Annotated in this window: 15 protein-coding genes and 3 pseudogenes; 6 read left to right on the top strand and 12 right to left on the bottom strand. The window is 70.3% G+C overall.

Features of this window, described 5'->3' with window-relative positions; all coding sequences use genetic code 11:
• The first annotated feature begins 57 nt into the window (after nt 1–57).
• Nucleotides 58–1,173, top strand: coding sequence for a class I SAM-dependent methyltransferase (locus tag IE325_RS43180; protein ID WP_190075691.1), 1,116 nt, complete (start codon nt 58–60; stop codon nt 1,171–1,173).
• A gap of 715 nt (nt 1,174–1,888) precedes the next feature.
• Here the strand turns inward: IE325_RS43180 and IE325_RS46495 are convergent.
• A complete protein-coding gene (locus IE325_RS46495; protein WP_229912468.1) occupies nt 1,889–2,323 on the bottom strand; it encodes a methyltransferase domain-containing protein in 435 nt (144 codons plus the stop codon).
• Between the two features lie 579 nt (nt 2,324–2,902).
• Here IE325_RS46495 and IE325_RS46485 point away from each other — a divergent pair.
• Nucleotides 2,903–3,410 (top strand): annotated as a pseudogene (locus IE325_RS46485) (type III effector protein); the annotation flags it as partial.
• Between the two features lie 23 nt (nt 3,411–3,433).
• On the opposite strand, the gene IE325_RS43170 reads toward IE325_RS46485, so the two are convergent.
• The 6 genes from IE325_RS43170 to IE325_RS43145 all read right to left on the bottom strand — a co-directional run bounded on the left by IE325_RS43170 (nt 3,434) and on the right by IE325_RS43145 (nt 12,800).
• Nucleotides 3,434–4,117 (bottom strand): TetR/AcrR family transcriptional regulator, encoded by a 684-nt coding sequence (locus IE325_RS43170; protein ID WP_190075690.1) that lies wholly within the window; start codon nt 4,115–4,117, stop codon nt 3,434–3,436.
• Nucleotides 4,118–4,191: 74 nt separating this feature from the next.
• A complete protein-coding gene (gene atzF, locus IE325_RS43165; RefSeq protein WP_190075739.1) occupies nt 4,192–5,841 on the bottom strand; it encodes an allophanate hydrolase in 1,650 nt (549 codons plus the stop codon).
• A 5-nt stretch (nt 5,842–5,846) separates the two neighbouring features.
• Complete coding sequence (uca, locus tag IE325_RS43160; protein ID WP_190075689.1) at nt 5,847–9,437, bottom strand: urea carboxylase; 3,591 nt, start codon at nt 9,435–9,437, stop codon at nt 5,847–5,849.
• Nucleotides 9,434–10,249: an urea amidolyase associated protein UAAP2 gene (locus IE325_RS43155; RefSeq protein ID WP_190075688.1), complete on the bottom strand. Its 816-nt coding sequence runs from the start codon at nt 10,247–10,249 to the stop codon at nt 9,434–9,436. The genes uca and IE325_RS43155 overlap by 4 nt, the downstream gene beginning before the upstream one ends.
• Nucleotide 10,250: 1 nt before the next feature.
• Nucleotides 10,251–11,168: an urea amidolyase associated protein UAAP1 gene (locus IE325_RS43150; protein WP_190075687.1), complete on the bottom strand. Its 918-nt coding sequence runs from the start codon at nt 11,166–11,168 to the stop codon at nt 10,251–10,253.
• Nucleotides 11,169–11,249: 81 nt separating this feature from the next.
• Complete coding sequence (locus tag IE325_RS43145; protein WP_190075686.1) at nt 11,250–12,800, bottom strand: amino acid permease; 1,551 nt, start codon at nt 12,798–12,800, stop codon at nt 11,250–11,252.
• A 261-nt stretch (nt 12,801–13,061) separates the two neighbouring features.
• Here IE325_RS43145 and IE325_RS43140 point away from each other — a divergent pair, with 261 nt between their 5' ends.
• Entirely contained in the window at nt 13,062–14,237 is a 1,176-nt protein-coding gene (locus tag IE325_RS43140) for a cytochrome P450 (RefSeq protein WP_190075685.1), read from the top strand.
• A 120-nt stretch (nt 14,238–14,357) separates the two neighbouring features.
• On the opposite strand, the pseudogene IE325_RS43135 reads toward IE325_RS43140, so the two are convergent.
• The 3 genes and pseudogenes from IE325_RS43135 to IE325_RS43125 form a co-directional block, all read right to left on the bottom strand.
• A pseudogene (locus IE325_RS43135) lies at nt 14,358–14,525 on the bottom strand (DUF1684 domain-containing protein); the annotation flags it as partial.
• A gap of 177 nt (nt 14,526–14,702) precedes the next feature.
• Nucleotides 14,703–15,032, bottom strand: coding sequence for an ATP-grasp domain-containing protein (locus IE325_RS43130; RefSeq protein ID WP_190075684.1), 330 nt, complete (start codon nt 15,030–15,032; stop codon nt 14,703–14,705).
• Nucleotides 15,033–15,081: 49 nt separating this feature from the next.
• Entirely contained in the window at nt 15,082–15,333 is a 252-nt protein-coding gene (locus IE325_RS43125; RefSeq protein ID WP_190075683.1) for a hypothetical protein, read from the bottom strand.
• 273 nt (nt 15,334–15,606) lie between these two features.
• On the opposite strand from IE325_RS43125, the gene IE325_RS43120 reads away from it, so the two are divergent.
• Together IE325_RS43120 and IE325_RS43115 are read left to right on the top strand one after the other, a co-directional pair.
• Complete coding sequence (locus tag IE325_RS43120; RefSeq protein WP_190075682.1) at nt 15,607–16,650, top strand: ABC transporter substrate-binding protein; 1,044 nt, start codon at nt 15,607–15,609, stop codon at nt 16,648–16,650.
• A 17-nt stretch (nt 16,651–16,667) separates the two neighbouring features.
• Complete coding sequence (locus tag IE325_RS43115) at nt 16,668–17,501, top strand: class I SAM-dependent methyltransferase (RefSeq protein ID WP_229912467.1); 834 nt, start codon at nt 16,668–16,670, stop codon at nt 17,499–17,501.
• A 50-nt stretch (nt 17,502–17,551) separates the two neighbouring features.
• Here IE325_RS43115 and IE325_RS43110 read toward each other — a convergent pair.
• Together IE325_RS43110 and IE325_RS43105 are read right to left on the bottom strand one after the other, a co-directional pair.
• Nucleotides 17,552–18,389, bottom strand: a pseudogene (locus IE325_RS43110) (transposase).
• Nucleotides 18,390–18,474: 85 nt separating this feature from the next.
• Nucleotides 18,475–19,263, bottom strand: coding sequence for an SDR family oxidoreductase (locus tag IE325_RS43105; protein WP_190075681.1), 789 nt, complete (start codon nt 19,261–19,263; stop codon nt 18,475–18,477).
• A gap of 122 nt (nt 19,264–19,385) precedes the next feature.
• Here IE325_RS43105 and IE325_RS43100 point away from each other — a divergent pair, with 122 nt between their 5' ends.
• Nucleotides 19,386–20,024, top strand: coding sequence for a TetR/AcrR family transcriptional regulator (locus IE325_RS43100; RefSeq protein ID WP_190075680.1), 639 nt, complete (start codon nt 19,386–19,388; stop codon nt 20,022–20,024).
• Nucleotides 20,025–20,132: the final 108 nt, after the last annotated feature.

Below are 20,132 nucleotides of genomic sequence, written 5' to 3'. Positions count from 1 at the left end.
GACCGACCGGCAGGGCGACCGCCGTGCCGAAGAGTGGAACGAGAGGAGACCACGGACATGGCCACCACGAACCAGCCCCCTGACACCCCCGACACACCCGCCCCACCGCCCCCTGCTTCCGACGCCGAACGCGTCGCCCGCCTGCGCCCCGCGTACCAGGCAGAGCTGGCCGACGGCATCGCCCGGTTCTTCGAGCCGCGCCGCACCGACTGCCCCTGGTGCGGCGCGCGGCAGCTGCGTCGCCGCCTGCGCACCAAGGACCACCTGCAGCGAAAGCCCGGCACCTTCACCCTGGACCAGTGCCGCGACTGCGGACACACCTTCCAGAACCCGCAGCTCAGCGCGGCCGGACTGGACTTCTACTACCGGGACTTCTACGACGGCCTGTACGCCGAGAAGATCGGCGGCGCCCTGGACAGCGACGCCGCGAGGAAACGCAACCGCGACCGGGCCGCGGCCATGCGGCGGCATGCCCGGCCGAAGCGCTGGCTGGACGTCGGCACGGCGGGCGGTGACTTCTGCCTGGCGGCCAAGGAAGCACTGCCCGGCACCGCCTTCGACGGGCTCGACATCGGCGCCCATGTGCTCGGGGCGCAGCAGTCGGGGCGCATCGAGCGGGCCTACCAGGGCTTTCTGCCCGACCTCGCGGACGAACTCGCCGGCCAGTACGACGCGGTGAGCATGTTCCACTGCCTGGAGCACACCACGGACCCGAAGGCCCAACTGGCCGCGGTGCACACCGTGCTCCGCCCCGGCGGCCACCTGATCATCGAGGTACCCAACCCGGAGTCGCCCTTCGGCCGCCTCTTCGGCCGGTACTGGCTGCCGTGGTTCCAGCCTCAGCACCAGCACTTCGTGACCATGAGGAACCTGCGCCGGGCCCTCACCGAGCTGGGCTTCACGGTGGTGGCGACGGACCGCGAGGAGTCCCATATCCCCGTGGACTTCACCGCGCTCGTAGGGCTGTACGTGCTGCGGCTGCTGCCGTTCCGCGACGAGCCCTGGCTGCCCCGGCCCCCGGGCCGTCTCGGCGCCGCGGTCACCAAGACGGTCTTCTGGGCGGGCATACCGTTCTGCTTCCCGATGTACGCCCTGGACCGGCTCCTCGCCCCGCTGATCCGCCGCAGCCGCTTCTCCAACGCCTTCCGGGTGATCGCCCGCCGCGAGGAGTGACCAGCCCAGCACGGGCTGGGACTGGAGAAGATGAAAGCCGCGATGTGGAAGGTGGCCCCTTCCTGCGGCGTCCGCTACCGCGACCCCAGGGACACCCGACAGCAGATGCTGAATCTCGTATTCGAACCCGATACGGGTCCGCTGCGACGCATCCTGCGCGACTTCATCTCCGTAGCTCCCGACGGGCGAACCATCCAGAACTCAAGCGATACGCCCTCTTGGAAACCGTCTACCAGCCCGGCAAGGTGATCGATGCCGTCCGACAGCTACGCAACTCGGGTGCCGTAACGACGGAACCTCGTGCCATCAACACCAAGACGCGCGTGCACCTGGCCGCGACACCTCCGACGCCCAGCCCGTCAGCCGAGCAGGGCGCCCTCTGGTGAGCGGGCCCCAAGGGCACATCCAGGGCATGCGAGCCAGGAAACGGCATTGATCGGCACGAGCTGCACAGGCGGGTCCTGCCGGGGCACCTTGTCCATCTGCACGACGGGCATCGCCGGAGCAGCCCCGCGATGCCCGTCGCATCAGGTCCCCGTCCACGCAGACTCCCCGTCGGTGCACGGCGGCAGAAGCACCTCAGGTGTCACGCCGGTGTCACCAACCCCGTGACGACGTGGGTGAAGCGACCTGCGCGCACGGCATCATCGAACTGTGCCACGAACCGGTCTGCGTCCATGGGGTCGAGGTAGCCCCGAGCAGCGGCGGCATGCGCTCAGGTGCGCAGGCCCATGACATGGTCGGCCGCCAGCGGGTCGCGCACGACGAGAGTCCGAGCTTCCGCAGTGATGTCATGGAGGCCACGGGCAGCGAGCAGTCCGGCGTGCCGGTGGGCCAGCGCACCGTTGCGCAGGCCCGCATCGGCCCGGAAGCGCAACACCCGGCGGGCAAGCTCCTGATCGTTGATGTCGAGCACCTGGGTGTCGTAGTCCGGGTCCGCCAAGGCGACCCGGCCGCCGGGACGGACCACTCGCAGCAAGTCGTCCAGCACCCGGCCCGGTTCGACGACATGCTGCAGGACCCGATCAGCCCAGGCGCCGTCGAACTGACCCGCCGCGAACGGCAGCCGGTGCCCGTCCGCGACAACCCCACGTGGCACTCCTCGGTCCCGTGCCTGCGCGATCATCGTCAAGGAGCTGTCGACCGCCACGACCTCGGCCCCCAGCGCGAGCGCAGGGCCACAGCGGCGTTCCCAGTACCTGCTCCGACCTCAAGGAACAGTCCGCCGGGCTCGGCACGCAGGAACTCCTGCAACCGCTGCTTGTAAGCGGCGTAGAACGGCTCCGCGCTCAACCGATCCAGGACCTCAACCCACTCGGCGGGCCGGGGCTGCGTGTCCACCGACGTGAAACCGTGAGCAACACCATGATCGTTCATGGGAGCACGCTAGACGTGTCGACCAAGCCGGTGAACCTCACAGATAGCGCACTAGGTAAGACGTCATCTCATTTGGTGAGTCTGCGGCAGCAGATGAGAGTGCAGCGCGGAAGTGGGCGACTTCGAGTTCATAGCGTCGGCTGAGTCGGTAACAGCCGATGCGCCAGGCAAGGGTGCGGCCGTTACTCCACTGGTGGCGGCCCGGTCGCAACGAACACGATCACCACCAGCACCTCCCGGTCGCCGGCTGGCCGGTCATCCGGGGGGCACCGTGCCCACACAGTCGGACAGTCGCTGTGGGGAGAGGACACCGTGGAGCACCCAACGCCGTCCTGCCGCACACGAGGACGCCCCCGACGCTGCCGAGACTCAGGACGTCGGCCCGGAACAGGCCCTGGCCTCGCTTCTGCTGCTGCCGCACATGCGCGAGCAACTGGCCGGACGGTAAACCGGTCTGATCGAGAGCGCCCGCGAAAGCGGGTGCCAGCTGGGCCGACCTCGCGCACCCCCTCGGCGTCGCCAGCCGCCAGGCCGCCGAACGCCGTTACCTGCGTAACCTGCCGGGCCCGGCAGGATCCGTCAGCGAGCAACGCGTAGTCCACCCGGGAACGCCGCGCCGCCGAACGCTCCACCGCCTCCTGGGCCCGGCACAATGCCGCCGACCTGTGCGGCATCGCGGGACGTTTCTCCGCGCTCACCGATCTGGCCGCCGGGGCCCACTTCCCGCTCAGCCAACTCCGCGCGGCGCTCGCCCACGACGACCCCGCCGAGCTCGTCGGCCCCTCGACGCCATTCGCCCTCACCTGACGGATGCCCATCCCGACATCGCGGCACAACTGGGCGACCTCACCCCGCCCTGAACCGCGCGTCGGGCGGCCGTCGATCACGCCAGGCGGCTCAGCAGCACACCCGCCTCGTCCCTCGCGGCCACCACCCCCGGCTCGCCCAGCCCGCACAGCCGCAGACACGACGACGCGATCGCGTCCGTGTCGGCCGCTTCCGGATCCCGGGTACGCCGGATCTGGATGACGACCTCCACCAACTGGATCAGCAGTTCCCCGAGCCTGTCGGGCGGCATCCTCCCGGTGACGTCCTCGGTCGCCGCCGACGCACCGAGAGCCCCGTAGCTGCGCTGGAGTCGGTCCCGGTCGGCGCGGAAGGTGTCGAACCGTTCGGCCAGCACTTCCGGCAGCAGATACAGCGTGCCGATGTTGTACGGGGTGCGGGACAGGGTGCGTACGTCTGTCGCGGCGACCGCGTAGAGCGCCGCGGCCGCGCTCGCCCGCTCCGGCACCCATGCCTGGACGCGGTCCACCATCTGAAGGCTCGGCCGGACCGAGGTGGCCAGCAGCTCGGCGAGGATCTCGTCCTTGGTGGCGAAGTGGTAGTACAGCGAGGCCTGTCTGATGCCCACCCGCTCGGCGATCATGCGGGTGCTGGTGGCGGCGATGCCGTGTTCGACGAAGAGCGCACCGGCGGCGTCGAGGATCTGTTCCCGACCCGAGGCGTTGGGATCGGACGGCGGCGTGTGCCGGGGTCTTCCTTGGCGCGGCCGCGTGGTCTTCATAACCCCATCCTGCCACCCCGGTGGCGGGCACCCGGCGCCCGTGGGCTTCGGGTGCCTGCCGGTATCGCGCCCCGTCAGAGGGACGCCAGATAGGCCCGCCAGCCTCCGAAGCCCGTGATGTCGGGCGCGTTCTCGACCGCGTACGGCTCGACCAGGAAGCCGCTGATCCGGCCTCCGTCGGCCAGTTCGACGGTGCCGATGGCCATCGGCGCGGGCACGGCCGCGGTCAGCGCCCCGAACCCGGCGGCGGGCAGCCGCCAGATCTCGCCCTCGATGCCCGCGCCGCCCTCCGCCGTCCGCACCAGACCCGGCTTGAGCGGCCGGGTGGCCAGGGCGTGCAGCCGGTAGCGGGCGGCGGTGCGGGCCGGGCCCACGAGCGTGCCGCCCGCCTGGACCAACTGGGCGTTGAGGGGCTGCCCGGTGAGGTGGGCGCCCACCACGAACAGTTCGAGCCCCGGATTCGCGAACCGCTCGGCCAACGCCGCCAGGGCGCGGTCGGAGAAGGCCGGGCCGGTGAGCATCACGCCGAACGGCAGACCGTCCACGAACCCGGCGGGGACGGCGAGCGAGGCGTAGTCCAGCAGGTTGGCGAAGTTGGTGAAGCGGCCCATGCGGGCGTTGGCGCCGACCGGGTCGGCGGCCACCTCTTCGAGGGTGGGGTGCCAGGTGGTGGTCGGGGTGAGCAGCGCCGCGCAGCCGTCCAGGGCCGTGCGGGCGGCGGCGCCGAGGGCGGCGAGGCGGGCGGTGTCGGCGGCCCAGTCGACGGCAGTCTTCTCCCGGCCGGCCAGGATGATGGCGGCGACGGTGGGGTCGAGGTCCGTACCGATCAGGTCGCGGTGCTTGTCCAGGTGATCGCCGACGGCGGCGTACCGCTCGGCCACGAAGGCACCGCCGTACAGCAGTTGCGCGGCCTCCAGCAGCGGAGTGACATCGACCTCCACGATCTCCACTCCGGTGCTCGCCAGGCAGGTGACCGCTGCCGCGAATGCCTCCCGCCAGCCGTCGGCCATACCGTGCAGGTTCTCCTCGGCCGGGACGGCGACCCTGGGGCGCGCGGGCGGTGGTGGCAGCTGGGTGCCGGTGCGGGAGAGCGGGTCGGCGGGGTCGGGGCCCTCGATGATCTCCGCGGCCGCGCGGGCGAGCCGTAGGTCGCGGGCGAGGACGGTCACGCAGTCGAGGGTGTAGCAGGCGGGAACCACCCCGGACACGGGCACCAGGCCCTTGGTGGGCTTGACCCCGACGACGCCGTTCAGGGCGGCGGGCACCCGCCCGGAGCCGGCCGTGTCGGTACCCAGCGCGAGGTCGGCGATGCCCAGCGCCACGGCGACGGCCGAGCCCGAGGACGAACCGCCCGAGATGCGGGCCGGATCCCAGGCGTTGCGCACGGCGCCGTAGGGGCTGCGGGTGCCGACCAGGCCGGTGGCGAACTGGTCCAGGTTGGTCTTGCCGAGCACCAGCGCGCCGGCCGCGCGCAGCCGTGCCACCGCGGGCGCGTCGGCGTCCGGCCGGTAGGCGTAGGACGGCGCGCCGGCGGTCGTGGGCAGGCCGGCCACGTCGATGTTGTCCTTGACGGCTACGACCAGCCCCGCCAGCGGAAGCCCCGGATCGATCCCGGCGGCCTCGGCGAGCACCTCCTCGCGCGGCCTGAGGTGGATCCAGATCTCGGGCCGGTCGGCGGCCTCGACGCGGTCGTAGGCGGCCTCGGCTCGTTCGGCCGGGGTCATGGCGCTCATGCCCTCACCGCCGCGAGTACCTGACCCGGGGCGACCTGCTCACCGGGCTTGACGTAGATCTCCAGAAGCGTTCCGCTGGCGGGGGCGCTCACTTCGGACTCCATTTTCATCGCCTCCAGCGAGAGGATCGGGTCGCCCTCGGCGACGGTGGTGCCGGCCTGGGCGACGGTCTGCCAGACGGTGGCGGTGAACGGCGCGGTGACCGGGATGGCGCCCTCCGGGACGACGACGGTGTCGGCGGCCGGGGGCTCGGGATCGTCGTCGCGGTCGAACTCGCCGGCGGCCCGCCAGCGTTCCTTCTCGGCCTCGAACGCGGCACCCTGCCGACGCCGGAAGGAGGCGATCGAATCGGCCTCGGCGGTCAGGAAGGCGTTGTACTCGGCGATCGAGAACGTGCCCTCCCGGGTGTCGAAGTGACCGCGGCCGGCGTCGGTCTCGGCGCGCAGTTCTAGAAGTTCCTCAGCGGTGACGGGATACCACTCGATGCGGTCGAAGAAGCGCAGGGCCCACGGCGAGTCCTGGAACAGGCCGCCCCTGCGGAACCGGTTCCAGATCTGCACCGTGCGGCCGACGAACTGATAACCGCCCGGGCCCTCCATGCCGTAGACGCACAGGTAGGCGCCGCCGATACCGACGGAGTTCTCCGCGGTCCAGGTGCGGGCCGGGTTGTACTTGGTGGTGACCAGGCGGTGCCGGGGGTCCAGCGGGGTGGCGACGGGGGCGCCGAGATAGACGTCGCCGAGGCCGAGCACCAGGTAGGAGGCGTCGAAGACCGTGCGGTAGACGTCGTCGGCGCTCTCCAGGCCGTTGATACGGCGGATGAACTCGATGTTCCACGGGCACCACGGGGCGTCGTCGCGCACCCCCGCCATGTACCGCTCGATGGCGAGACGGGTCGCCGGGTCGTCCCAGCTGAGCGGCAGCCGTACCGTGCGGGAGGGCACCACCAGCTCGCCTGTGGGCGGGACCTCGTCCTCCAACTCGCGCAGCAGGGCGGTGAGATCGCGGGCCCTGAGCCGGCGGGCGTCGGTGTGGATCTGGAGGGAACGGATGCCGGGGGTGACGTCGACGATGCCCTCGGGCGCGTGCGCGGCCAGGGTCTCCTGAAGGGCGTGCACCCGCATCCGCAGACTGAGGTCGAGCGTCATGGGGCCGTACTCGACGAGGACGTTGTCGTCGCCGTCACGGCGGTAGGTCACGGCGGGGCGGGTGTCGGTGGCCTGCAGGCGGCCCAGTATGCCGTCGTCGCCGTCCCCGCCCGTGCTGACGAGCGTGGGCGAGGCACGGCGGGAGTCGAGGGCGGCGGCCTCGGCCTCCTTGACCGGTACGAACCGGACGGTGTCTCCGGGGCGGAGCTGGCCGAGCTTCCACAGTTCGCCGCTGGCGACGACCGCGGGGCAGACGAACCCGCCGAGGGACGGCCCGTCGGGGCCGAGGATGATCGGCGTGTCGCCGGTGAAGTCCAGAGCACCCACCGCGTACGGCGTGTCGTGGATGTTCGAGGGGTGCAGTCCCGCCTCGCCGCCGTCCTGGCGGGCCCAGCGCGGTCTGGGCCCGATCAGGCGGATGCCGGTACGGGCCGAGTTGTGGTGCACCTTGTAGTCGGTGGCGTAGAGCGTGTCGATGTCCTCGCGGGTGAAGAACTCCGGTGCCGCGTGCGGCCCTTCGGTGACGCCGATCCGCCAGTGCGAGGTGATCGCGGGACGTCGCTCGGGCGGGGTTGGGCGGCCGGTGGCGGCAGGGGCGGCCGCGGGCCGCAGCACGTCTCCGGCGAACAGCGCCCGCCCGCCGTGGCCGCCGAAGCCTCCGAGGGTGAACGTCGAGGCGCTGCCCAGGTATTCGGGCACGTCGATGCCGCCCCGGACGGCCACGTAGGTGCGCAGACCGGGCCCTTGCGCGGTGCCGACCACCAGGGTGGCGCCGGCCGGCACCGGCACCGGCTCCCACAGGGCCGCCGCCGTGCCGTCGACGGTGACGGGAACGGGAGCGCCGGTGACGGCGACGACCGTGGCGTCGGAGAAGCGCACGGACAGGCCGCCCGCGGTCACTTCGAGCGCGGGCACCCCGGCCGGATTGCCCACGGCCAGATTGGCCTCGGCGAAGGAGACCGGGTCGAAAGGGCCGCTCGGCGGCACACCGACATGCCAGTAGCCGAGCCGGCCGGGCAGGTCCTGCACGGTGGTCATCGCCCCGGGCACCAGGACGTCGATGCGCGGCTCGGGGTCGGCGGTCGCGGCGAGCGTGCTCGTGCTGTGCACGGCCGCGCGCACCTCGTCGCGCACGGCCAGCGAACGCAGCAGGCCCAGGTTGGTGACGATGCCGTCGACACGGCTCGCGCCCAGGGCCTCGCCGAGCACGTCGAAGGCGGCGTCACGGTCGGCGCCGTACACGATGACCTTGGCAAGCATGGGGTCGTAGTACGGCGAGACGTCCAGGCCGGTCTCGGCGAAGCCGTCGACCCGGACACCGGGTATCGGATCGGCGTCCTGCCCGGGGAAGACCGCCCGGGTGATCAGGCCGGAGGAGGGCAGCGAGTCCCTGCCGGGGTCCTCCGCGTAGACCCGGGCCTGCACGGCATGTCCGGTGGGCGTCCAGTCCCGCTCGAACACCCCGTCGTCGACCCGGCCGTCCCGGGCCAGTTCCAGCATGAGCGCGACGAGATCGACGCCGTACGCCTCCTCGGTCACCGGGTGTTCGACCTGGAGCCGCGTGTTGACCTCCAGGAAGGCGGCCTCCCCGCGCACCGGGTCGTAGACGAACTCCACGGTCCCCGCGCCGCGGTAGCCGACCGAAGCCAGCAGCCGGCGCGAGGAGTCGTGCAGCAGTGCCCGGACCCGGTCGGGCAGTGCCGGGGCCGGAGCCTCCTCCACCACCTTCTGGTTGCGGCGCTGGAGCGAGCAGTCACGGTCGCCGATGACCGCGATACGGCCGGTGCCGTCGCCGAAGACCTGTACTTCGACGTGCCGGGCCGGGCGCACCAGACGCTCCAGGAACACGCCCGCCGAGGCGAAGTTGGACTCGGCGAGCGCGGCCACCCGGGCGAACGCGGCCCGCACCTCGTCGGCGGTGGCGCAGGACTGCATGCCGATGCCGCCGCCACCGCCGGTGGCCTTGACCATCACGGGCAGCCCGATCGACTCGGCCGCGGTGGCGGCCTCCTCGGCGCTCGCGAGGAGTTCGGTCCCGGCCAGCAGCGGTACCCCGGCCGCCTTGGCCAGGGCACGGGCGGTGTGCTTCTCGCCGAACGCGGTGATCTGGTCGACGGTCGGGCCCGCGAAACACAGGCCGGCCTCCTCGACGGCGCGGGCGAAGGCGGCGTTCTCGGAGAGGAAGCCGTAGCCCGGGTGGATGATGCCGGCACCGTGGTCGAGCGCGGCCCCGACGATCGCGTCGGCGCGCAGATACGAGTCACGGGCGGGCGCGGGACCGAGGCGCACCGCGTGGTCGGCCTCGCGGACGTGCGGCGCGGCCCGGTCGGCGTCGGAGAAGACGGCGACGGTGGCCAGCCCCATCCGCCGCGCCGTGCGGATGACGCGACGCGCTATCTCACCGCGGTTGGCGACCAGGACAGTGGTGGGGCGGGTCACGCGACGTCCTCCGGGGTGCTCTGCGAGGTCGCCTCGCCGGCGCCCGCGGGACGGCCCGGATCCACGACGATCATCCGCAGCGGCGTCGGGTTGAAGTCGTTGCACGGGTTGTTCATCTGCGGGCAGTTGGACACCAGCACCAGGACGTCCGTCTCGGCGCGCACCGCGACCCGGCGGCCGGGCGCCGACATGCCGTCGACGATGCCCAGCGAGCCGTCCGCCTCGACGGGCACGTTCATGAACCAGTTGAGGTTGGAGACGAGGTCCCGCACGCCCAGGCCGCGCCGGGCGGCCTCGGCGAGGAAGTTCTCGCGGCAGCCGTGATGGAACATCACATGGTGGCCGTAGCGCAGGGTGTTGGACTCCTTGCCGCAGGCGCCGCCGATGGTGTCCTGACGGTCGATCTCGTTGGCGACGACCGTCATCAGCGGTCGGCCCTCGTTGCTGCGCAGGACGGTGCCGGTGCGCACATAGGCGTTGCCCTGCCAGGCCAGCGTGTCGGGAACGCTGTAGCGCTCCTGCGGGTCGTGAGCGTCGTAGATGATGCAGTCGGCGGACTGGTTGCCGCCGACGTCGACGATCGTCAGGACGTGCCCCTTCGCTACCACCGCCGACCAGGGCGCGTTGGGCGCCACCCTCTCGTCCAGGACGACGGCGCCGTCGACCAGGCTCGCCCCCCAGTCCAAGGGGGAGCCCTCGGCATACACGGCACCGACCGGGACGGCGGTGGCGACGGTGCCGCCCGACGTGGTGGGGTAGTTGTTCAGGACCTTCGCGGTGGGCACGGTTTCCTCGGTCCGACTGGTCGCCATGTCACAGCCCCCGGGCTTCGCAGTAGTCGACGGTGTTGAGATACGCCCGGTGCAATTCGGGCGTCGCGCTGAACCGCTCCTCGCCGGGACCGGTCGCCAGACCACGCCAGGCGTGCACCCGCAGGGGTCCGACGACGTAGGCGGAGCGCGGGTCCAGCGGATGCGCGACGTTGGCGACCAGCACCAGGAGCGGCATCTCCGCGACGAGTTCGACATGTGTGCCCGGGCCCGCGCTGCCCCGCCAGGTGAGCGCGCCGTCCGCCTCGACCCGTACCCCCTGGAAGAAGGACACCCCGGGCGGCAGATCACGCCTGCTCAGACCGTGCTTGGCGGCCGCCTTGACGAAGAGACCCCGGCCGGACGGCGACGGTCCCTCGGGGCGGGCGTCCCCGTACTTGCGTTCGTTCCAGGCATCGGTGGTCGTGCCGCAGAAGGCGTCGTGCCGGCCGGAGGAGTCGCCGGGGACGACGGCCATGACCCGGCCGTCGCCGGACAACAACGGGTGGTTCACGCCCAGGTACGCCTGCCAGGGGATCTTCTGGGTGTCGGCGACGTTGAGCCGCTCGACCGGTTCCAGCGCGTTGAAGAGCAGCAGATGGGCGCAGGCGTCACCGGTCGGGTCGTCGAAGCGCAGCCGGCTGCCGCGGGCGAGGACCTTGTGGGTGTAGCCGCCGGGCGCCACCGTCTCCGCCCACACCAGGTCGGCCGGGTCCACTCCCGGCGGGCAGTGCGGGGTGGTGGACGCCGGAAGATACGGCATCCACTCGCCGGCCTGGCCGCCCTGGGCGCGGGCGTCGTCGCGGGCGCTGCGGACACTGTCGGTCAGGTGCAGGTCTCTGACGCCGGTGGGCTGGAGGGGGTTCGCGGTGGGGTGCCGGCCGTGCGGCGTGGCGGCCGTCGGCCCTTCGGTCTTCGTCATGGGGGTGCCGTCGTCCCTTCGTCGGTACGCCGTCAGGCGCGTCCCGTGATGCGTGCTGGCCGGGGTTCTGTCGCCGAGCCGTCAGGCGGGCTCCGGAACTGCCTCGGCCGGCGGCTCGACATGCGTGTGGGGGACGTGCCGCAGCTCGATCCGGAGGTGCAGCCGGCGGGCGAGGAAGTAACCGGCGCCGATGGCGAGGCTGAGCCCGATGAACAGCAGCGCGCTCCACTGGAGCCACCAGGTGCCCTCGGTGAGGTCGTAGATCTCCGCGCGCGGCCACAGCAGGTTGACCGCCATGCCGATCTGGAAGAGCACCGCGAGCGTGTTGACGACGGTGCCCCAGCGGCCCAGTGAGAACAGCGGCCGGCCCGTCTCGTCGACGCCGTCCGGGAGCCGGTCGGTGCCCCGGCGCCGGATCCTGGCGACCAGCAGCGGGAGTGTCACGCCCAGGTAGGCCAGGTAGAGCATGGCGATGCAGAGACTGGAGAGCGCGGTGAAGATCGCCGATTGGCGGACGTTCACCAGGAGCGCGATCGCGGCGCCCACACCCACCACGATCGAGGTGATGATCGGCGTACCGGTGCGGGACGAGACCTTCCCGAGGTACCGGTGGAAGGGCAGGGCGCCCTCGCGCGCCATGGAGTAAATCATGCGTGCGCCGGAGGTCTGCACGGCGAGGGTGCAGGCGAACACCGCGACCGCGACACAGCACAGCAGCAGCCGGCCCAGCACCTCTCCGAGCCGGTCGGTGAGCACCCAGGAAAGGCCGCCGGCCGCCAGATTGCCGTCGGTCAGGCTCCTCGCCGCGAGCAACCCCGCGATGATCAGCAGCGCGCCGCCGACGCCCGAGATGACCAGCGCCCGCAGGATGGTCCGGGGCGTGGTCCGGCGTGGGCTGTGCGTCTCCTCCGCCAGCTCGCCCGCCGAGTCGAAGCCGACCATGACGTACGCCGCCATCAGCGAGGAGGCGAGGAACGCCCCGAGATAACTGCCCTCCCCGGCCCAGCCGGTGTTGTGGACCACCACCTGCGGGCCCCGCTCGGGCAGGAAGAACAGCACCAGCACCAGTGCGATCACGCCGACGATCTCGATCATGACGCCGACGCTGGTGGCGGCAGCCATCTGACGGATGCCGAGGATGTTCACGACGGTCGTGACGACCAGCAGGACGCAGCCCAGGAGGACCGCGTTCTGCGCGCCGGTCGACGAGGCCACCGACGGGTCCGCGCCCGGTCCGCCGACGAACTGGAAGCCGGACCAGATGCCGGGCAGCACCACCTGCGCGGCGATCGCGGCCGCCGCGACGGTGAGGATCTGCCCGATGATCATGATCCAGCCGGTGAACCAGCCGACCGTGGTGCCCGCCAGCCGGCTCGACCACTGGTAGATCGCCCCGGAGATCGGCCAGCGCGCGGCGAGTTCGGCGAAGCACAGGGCAACCAGGAGCTGGCCCGCGAAGACCAGCGGCCAGGTCCAGAAGAACGCCGCCCCGCCGAGGCCGAATCCGAGTCCGAAGAGCTGGAAGACGGTGGTGAGGATCGACACGAAGGAGAAGCCCGCCGCGAACGACGCGAAGCCGCCCATCCCGCGACGCAACTCCTGCTGATAGCCCACGGACGCGGCGCCGGACATTGCGGCGCCTTCGACGGGATGTGACGCAGGGGTGAGCTCAGATCCGTTCATCACCGCACCTCCGAACGAGGATTACCTATCGGCTGACAGGTATTGCGATGGTGGGGTGGAGCGGTCTCACGTCCGAGTCACGGGCGTTAACGTCGTGTAACCGGCCCCTCTCAGCCGGGACTTGCAGCAGGTGCTTCGCTCTCTGTGGCTCTCAGCACGGTTGTTAGCCTTGACCATGAACGGTTTCCCAGCGAACGGCCGAGGTGCGCGATGAGAACGGCCGGCTGCTCCCCGCTCGGCGCCGCGACCACCCTCGCCGAACTCGCCCGGGACCCCCATCCACGCCTCGCGCAGCTGCGCGCGCACGAGCCGGTGTCCTGGCTGCCCGAGCTGGACGGCTGGCTGGTCACCCGTCGCGACCTCGCGCTGAGCGTGATGCGGGACGCCGCGACCTTCACCGTCGACGACCCCCGGTTCTCCACCGCACAGGTCGTCGGGCCGAGCATGCTGTCCCTCGACGGCGACCGGCACACCCGCCACCGTGAGGCCTTCGCCGCCCCCTTCCGCCCCCGCGAAGTGCGCGGCGGCTTCGCCTCGTTCATCGAGCGGGAGACCGACCGGCTCATCACCGCACTGGAACCCGCGGGCGCCGTCGAGCTGCGACGCGCCTTCGCCGGACCGCTCGCTGTCGCCGTCGTCACCGAGGCGCTCGGGCTGGTCGGCACCACCACGGACACGGTGCTGCGCTGGTACGACGACATCGTGCGGTCCGTCTCGGACATCACGGCCGGACGGGCGGCGGGACCCGCCGGCGCCGCGGCCTACGCCCAGCTACGGACCGCCGTGGAGACCACCATCACCTCCCGGGGCGCGTCCTCGCTCCTCGGCTCCGCCGCCGACAGGCTGACGCCGCCCGAAGTGGCCTCGAACGCGGCCGTCCTGATGTTCGGCGGCATCGAGACCACCGAGGCGATGATCACGAACGCGCTGCTGCACCTCCTGAGCTATCCCCGCCAACTTGCCTTGGTCCGAGCCGACTTCGACCACCTGGACGGTGCGATCGAGGAATCACTGCGCCTCGAACCCGGCGCGGCGGTCGTAGACCGGTACGCCACACGGGACACGGTGCTCGGCCCGGCCACGATCCATCGGGGCGACCTGGTCACCGTCTCCCTCACGGGAGCCAATCGCGACCCGGCCGACTTCCCCGACCCCGACCGATTCGACGTCCGCCGCGAGAACGCGCGACTCCAACTGGCCTTCGCACAGGGGCCGCACTACTGCCTCGCCGCGCACCTCGCCCGCCTGGAGGCCCGCATCGCCCTCCAGCGACTCCTCGAACGCCTCCCCGCCCTGCGCCTGGACCCCGACCGGCCCACCGCTCCGTACGGCCTGGTCTTCCGCAAGCCGCCCAGCCTGCATGTGCTGTGGGACTCCCCCGACTGACTGCTCATTGGCGTATGCCGCCGAGTTCGCCGTGGCTGCGCCGGGAACGCGCCATCGCGGCTGTGCGTCGCGGATCTGCAGGTACATGGGCGCGAGGATCCGCCCGGGAAGGTCCCGGCCGGCTGCCGCGCGCTCCAGGGGGATCTTCTCGCCCGCCTCGATCGCGACCGGCAGCCGGTTCTCCGTCGGCGGCAGCGGGCAGGTGGCCAGGTCGGTGTACTCGCAGGGCAGGTTCCAGGCGCGGTGGAAGTCGATCGCGAGGGTGGGACCATCTCCGCCAGCGCGGGGAACAGCCCTCGCGGGCTTCGGGAAGCGAGGCGATCCGGGGATCATCCCTGCGCCTGAAGAGGTTGTCCCTCCGCGAGGCCCTGGCCGTTCTGCCCCCGGCGTGCTCCCCGTTGGTCCCGTGGCACGTTTGCCGCAGATTCCCAGCCTCATGTGCTTGCCGCGCCTGCGGGATTGGTCTCATCGGTGTTCCGCCGATACCGAGAGGAAGCGGGGGTGGTCTCGTCGGTCGACGAAGTGGACATTCTGAGCGCCGTGGCCGCGCCGTGGTTTGACGACGAGCGGCGTGTTGTCGGGGACCTGGTCGATCTCCTCGGGGAGCCACGTGCGCGGGGTGGGGATGCTGTGCCTGGTCAGTGACTGGTGGAAGGCGGCTTTGTCGATGCAGGACTGCACCGAGTCGGCGTCCGGCAGCCACAGGCGCACCCCCATCGGCTTGCAGTTGGGGTCTACGTCCATCAGCGGCGGGAGGTCCAGCAGGAGGCCGGGGGCGAGAGGGTTCACGCCCATGATGCGGGCCCACCAGCGATCCGCGGTGCCGGCGGTTCGCTCAGTCTTGTCAGCTGCTCGAGATGACCTTCATGCTTCCGGCATGCGGATGCTCGGCAGCCAGTTCCGTGGCCGAGCAGCCCCAGATGCCGAGTACCCCGATGGCGACAGCCGCGTTCTTGGTGGCTCTCAACAGCCGCTCTGCGTCGCCGATGATGTCTCCGCCAGCCAAGCCGGGGATCAAAAGGGCTCCCCAGCCCTGCTCGTCCAGCTCGGCCGCAGCGTCATGCACCTTTGAGGCATGCTGCGCATGCAGTTCCACGCTCCACAGACCCGTTCGTCCAACCGGCCGGACACCACCGCGCCAGTGCGGAGCACACCACCCACCGATCCGCCCCTCCGCGGGGACCACAGCGGGCCTGAGACCGAGTACGAGGACATCCCGAATGGCCCCGACGGCGCGCCGCGTCCTCCCTGCAGGGACTACCACCCCACGAACAGTTAGGTTAGCCTTCCCTCACCTTCGATGCCTGTCCGGTAACTGTTCGGAACTCGTCCGCCGCCTGTGTCTGCCTTGTGCACGGAAGAAGCTCCCATGTCCCCAACGAACTCCCGCAGCTCCGCAACGTCTCGTCGACGCTTCCTCACCGCGGGTGGCGCGCTCGCGCTCGGCCCGCTGCTCGCCGCCTGCGGCAGCGATGACAAGGACACGACCGGCTCGCAGGCCGAGACGACCAGGAGCGGCGGGCCATGGTCTTTCAAGGACGACCGAGGCCGCGCAGCGAAGACCGAAAACAAGCCGGAGCGAATCGTCGCGTTCGTCAGCACCGCCGCAGCCCTGTACGACTACGGTATCGACTGCACCGGAATCTTCGGCCCCAGCGAACCGGTGGACGGCAAGCCCAATCCGCAGGCCGGCGACATGAACGTGTCCGAACTGACCAGCCTGGGCACCGCATGGGGCCAGTTCAACGTCGAGAAGTACGCAGCACTCCAGCCGGACCTGCTGGTCAGCAACATGTTCCCGCCGCCGGAATTGTGGTTCGTCCCTGAGGAGAGCAAGAAGAAGGTCGAGGCCCTGGCTCCCACGGTCGGCATCAGCGTCGCCCGCACCTCCCTGCTCAACCCGCTCAAGCGCACCGCTGAACTCGCCGAGTCACTCGGCGCGGACCTGAGCGCGAAGAAGGTCACGGACGCCAAGGCCCGCTTCGAGAAGGCCATCGAGACGCTGCGTACGACGGCGAAGGGCAACGGCGGGCTGAAGGTCATGGCCATCACCGGCGACAAGGACAACTTCTATGTCGCCGTCCCCGACTCCTACTGCGACCTGAACTACTTCAAGGACCTGGGAGTGGAGTTCGTCGAGGGAAAGAATTCCGACGAGTGGGGCTTCTGGGAGTTCCTCAGCTGGGAGAACGCCGACAAGTACCACGCCGACCTCATCATGGTCGACAACCGCTCCGCCTCCATGTCCCTGAAGCAGCTCAACGACAAGGCCACCTGGCGCCAGCTGCCCGCGGTCAAGGCCGGCCAGACCACTCCCTGGTCGATGGAAGAGCGCTTCAGCTACGCGGGTTGGGCCCCAGTCGTCGAACGCCTCGCCGCCGCCGTGGAGAAGACGAAGAAGCTCAAGGCATAGCCCAGGAGGTGCATCCCGTGACCGAGCCCAGGCGGCCACCCGAACTCGGCGACATCCAGGAGACGTTGCTCATCCCGCTGTACGCCCGTGCGGTGGAGACCAGCAAGCGGCACGGCATGCTCAGCGACCCGCGTGCGGTGGAGATGGTCGACGCGATCGACTACGACTTCACCCGGTTCGACGGTGCCAAGAGCCTCCTCGGCGCGAACCTGCGGACCCTGCTGTTCGACGCCTGGGTCGCAGACTTCCTCCAGCGGCACCCCAAGGGCACGGTCGTGGAGATCGGCACCGGCCTCAACACCCGGTTCGAACGGCTCGACAACGGCACGGTGCACTGGATCGACCTGGACCTCCCCGACGTCATCGAACTGCGGCGCACGTTCTTCCAGGACACCGACCGCAGGCGCATGCTCGCCCTCTCGGTCACCGACCCTGCCTGGACCGACGAGGTGCGCAAGAGCCCCGGGCCGTACTTCCTGGCCGCGGAGGCCGTGCTCATCTACCTGGAGGAGCAGCAGGTCCACTCGGTGTTCGACCTGATCGCCGAGCGGCTGCCAGGCGCGCTGCTCGCCCTGGAGACCGCCGCCGGGCGAATGGTGGACAGCCAGGACAGTCACGACGTCCTGGGCAAGGTGGCGGCCCGGATGCGCTGGCGCTGCGACGACCCGACGGCCCTGGAGCGCTGGCGCCCGGGCGTTCACCTGACCGACTCCTGCAGCTTCGCCCGCCTCCCCGCCCCCGTGGCCCGCCGGCTCAACCCGGCCTATCGCCTGATGCTGCGCGCCGCCTCACTACTACGCCGCCGCGACATGGAGGCGTACCGCTTCAACCTCTTCCGGTTCGCCGACTGATCACAACGGAGCGGGCACCGGACAAGCCGGATCAGGCACTTCAGGCACACCTAACTCAGGGATGTCCCGTTAATGATCTTTGATGGGCCATGTCTGCTCGGATTGCTCGTCGGGAACGTCCATCTGGCGGAGGTGAGGTTGTGCAGGCGGGCGATGCCGAGCATGGCGTGGTGGATGCCTTCGCCTTGAGGCGGCAGTCGCGCAGGATCTTCCGGGTCTTCATGCGGGCGAAGGTGTGCTCGAAGCGGGCGCGAACCTGTTCGTGGTACCGGTTGTGTTTCTTCTTTCCAGGCCGGGAGTTCAGCTTGCCCGGCCGCTCGCCGGTGGGGGGTCACCAGTCCGGTGCCCCGGTAGCCGCCATCGGCGAGCGTGGTGGTGCCCACGCCGGCCCTGGCCCCGGATTCCTCCCGGACGCGTGAATCATGGCGATTGCCGGGCAGCGGTCGGCCGACCACGACGACCAAGCGGGTGACGGCGTCGATCACGACCTGATGGGCGATCGAGTAGCGGTAGTTCTAGGACTGTTCGGCGATCGAATGGTCGCCAGTGGGCACCAGGGTGCCGTCCACCATGAGCACGGTGTCCTTGCGGAACCGCCGACGGGGCTGGAGCGCGAGCCGGGGGCCGAGGTGGTCAATGATGCGGTCGGCCGCGGACTTCGAGATGCCGAAGAGTGGGGCAAGCCGGCGCATCGTCAAGTTTGTGCGCCAGAACGCTGTCACGAGCAGCACGCGGTCCTCCAGCGGCAGACTCCACGGACGGCCCCGCCGCACCACATCCGCTGCCCTCCCGTCGCAACGCGGCCACCAACCTGCCGAAGCAGCGCAGGCTCAGCCCAGTGAATGGAGCTATCCAGGACGGCCCGGATGCCGTGATCACAACTGCCACAGCGCATCATCATCGCAAGGCAAGATCGCTTCGCCTTGAACAAGATGGGCACCCGCGACTGCGCGCTCCGTACCGCAATGCCGACTCAAGCTGCGATGTCGGCTTCGGGTTGGAGTGCGGGGCCGAGCAGCAGGCCCCCGTCCAGGACGAATTCCGAGCCCGTAGCGAAAGATGCGTCCTGGGAGGTGATGAAGAGCAACAGGCGGGTGATGTCGGAGGGTTCGGCGAGGCGGGGGATGGCGAAGGGATCGGGCGAGTAGAAGTCGGCGATGGCCGGCTGGCCTGCGACGGTGGGTTCGTTGATCAGCGGTGTGGAGACGACGCCGGGGTGGATGGAGTTGACCCGGATGTTGTCCCGCCCCAGTTCCAGCGCGGCCGTCTTGGTCAGCCCGCGCACGGCCCACTTGCTGGCGGTGTAGGGGGCGTAGAAGGCCGTGCCGAGGTGGGCCATGGTCGAGGCGATGTTGACGATGGTTCCGCCACCGCCCCTGCGCATCGACGGAGCCACGGCCTTGATGCCGAGGAACTGGCCGGTGACGTTGACGCTGAAGGTGTGCTCCCAGGTGCGGAGTTCGGTGTGCTCGATAAGGGCCGCCGGGTTCTGGACGCCCGCGTTGTTCACCAGGATGGCGATCGGCCCGAAGTGGGCTTCGACATCTCGCACCACCGCCGCCCAGTCGTCCTCGCTGGCGACATCCAGGTGAACGGACAGAGCCCGAGGACCGAGCTGAGCAGCGAGATCGCGGCCGGCGTCGTCGTCGCGGCCGGCAATGACGATGTTCGCCCCCTCGGCGTGGTAGCCCTGCACATGACTGCTGCCCATGCCCCCACTGCCGCCCGTGACGATGACGGTCTGGCCCTCAAAGCGTCCCATGGTGCATCCTTCCCAGGCTTGCATTAATGGTGAGCCGAGTGACTCACCTCCTCTCTCAAGCTAAGAGCTGGACAGGAGGCGAGTCAAGTGACTCACCTCGTAGCGAGAGGCATACTGAGGGCATGACGGCACAGCCTTCGGAATACCACCGGCGCGTGGCAGCGCAGAAGCGGACGTCCATCATCGAGGCAGCCACCAAGCTGTTCCTCGACTCCGGCTACGACGGCACCTCGCTGGCCCGTATCGCCGAGGCGGCCGGAGTGTCGAGGGCGACACTGTTCAAGCAGTTCACCACCAAGGCGGCACTGTTCGAGGCGATCGTCACCGAATACTGGAAGGTCGACGAGGAGGAGGCCCCCCTCCCCGAGCCGGGGGACCTCCGCGCAGGGCTCAAGGCCATCGGACGCCGATACGTGGCGCTTCTCACCCAGCCCGGCATGGCTGCCCTGTTCCGCATCGTCATCGCCGAGATACCGCGCTTCCCGGAGCTCGGCGAGACCCAGTTCAAGCTCGGCAAGATGCCCTACTTCGAATCGGTCCGCCGCTACCTGGCGGCGGAGAACGCCGCCGGTACAGCCCGGCTTGACGATGCGGAGATGGCAGCGACCCAATTCCTCGGGATGATCTCCAACTACGTGTTCTGGCCCCGGATGCTGCTCGCACGCTGGGAGCCCGACGACTCCGCCATCACCAACGCGGTCGACCAAGCGGTGCTGACCATGCTCGCCCGATACGGCGCGCCGGGGTCCCACGGCGCCTGAGACACCAGCTGCCCAACCGAAACCAAAGGCCGATTGCGGGACAGCCCTTAAAGGGTGTTGCACAAGGCTGTGTTCGGGCAGGTCAGGGCGTGTGATCGCGGTCTTCTG

Origin of the sequence: Streptomyces lanatus (genome assembly GCF_014655715.1) — a bacterium.
In the GTDB taxonomy this organism is placed as follows: Bacteria; Actinomycetota; Actinomycetes; order Streptomycetales; family Streptomycetaceae; genus Streptomyces; species Streptomyces lanatus.
This window is presented reverse-complemented; position numbering and strand designations above follow the sequence as displayed.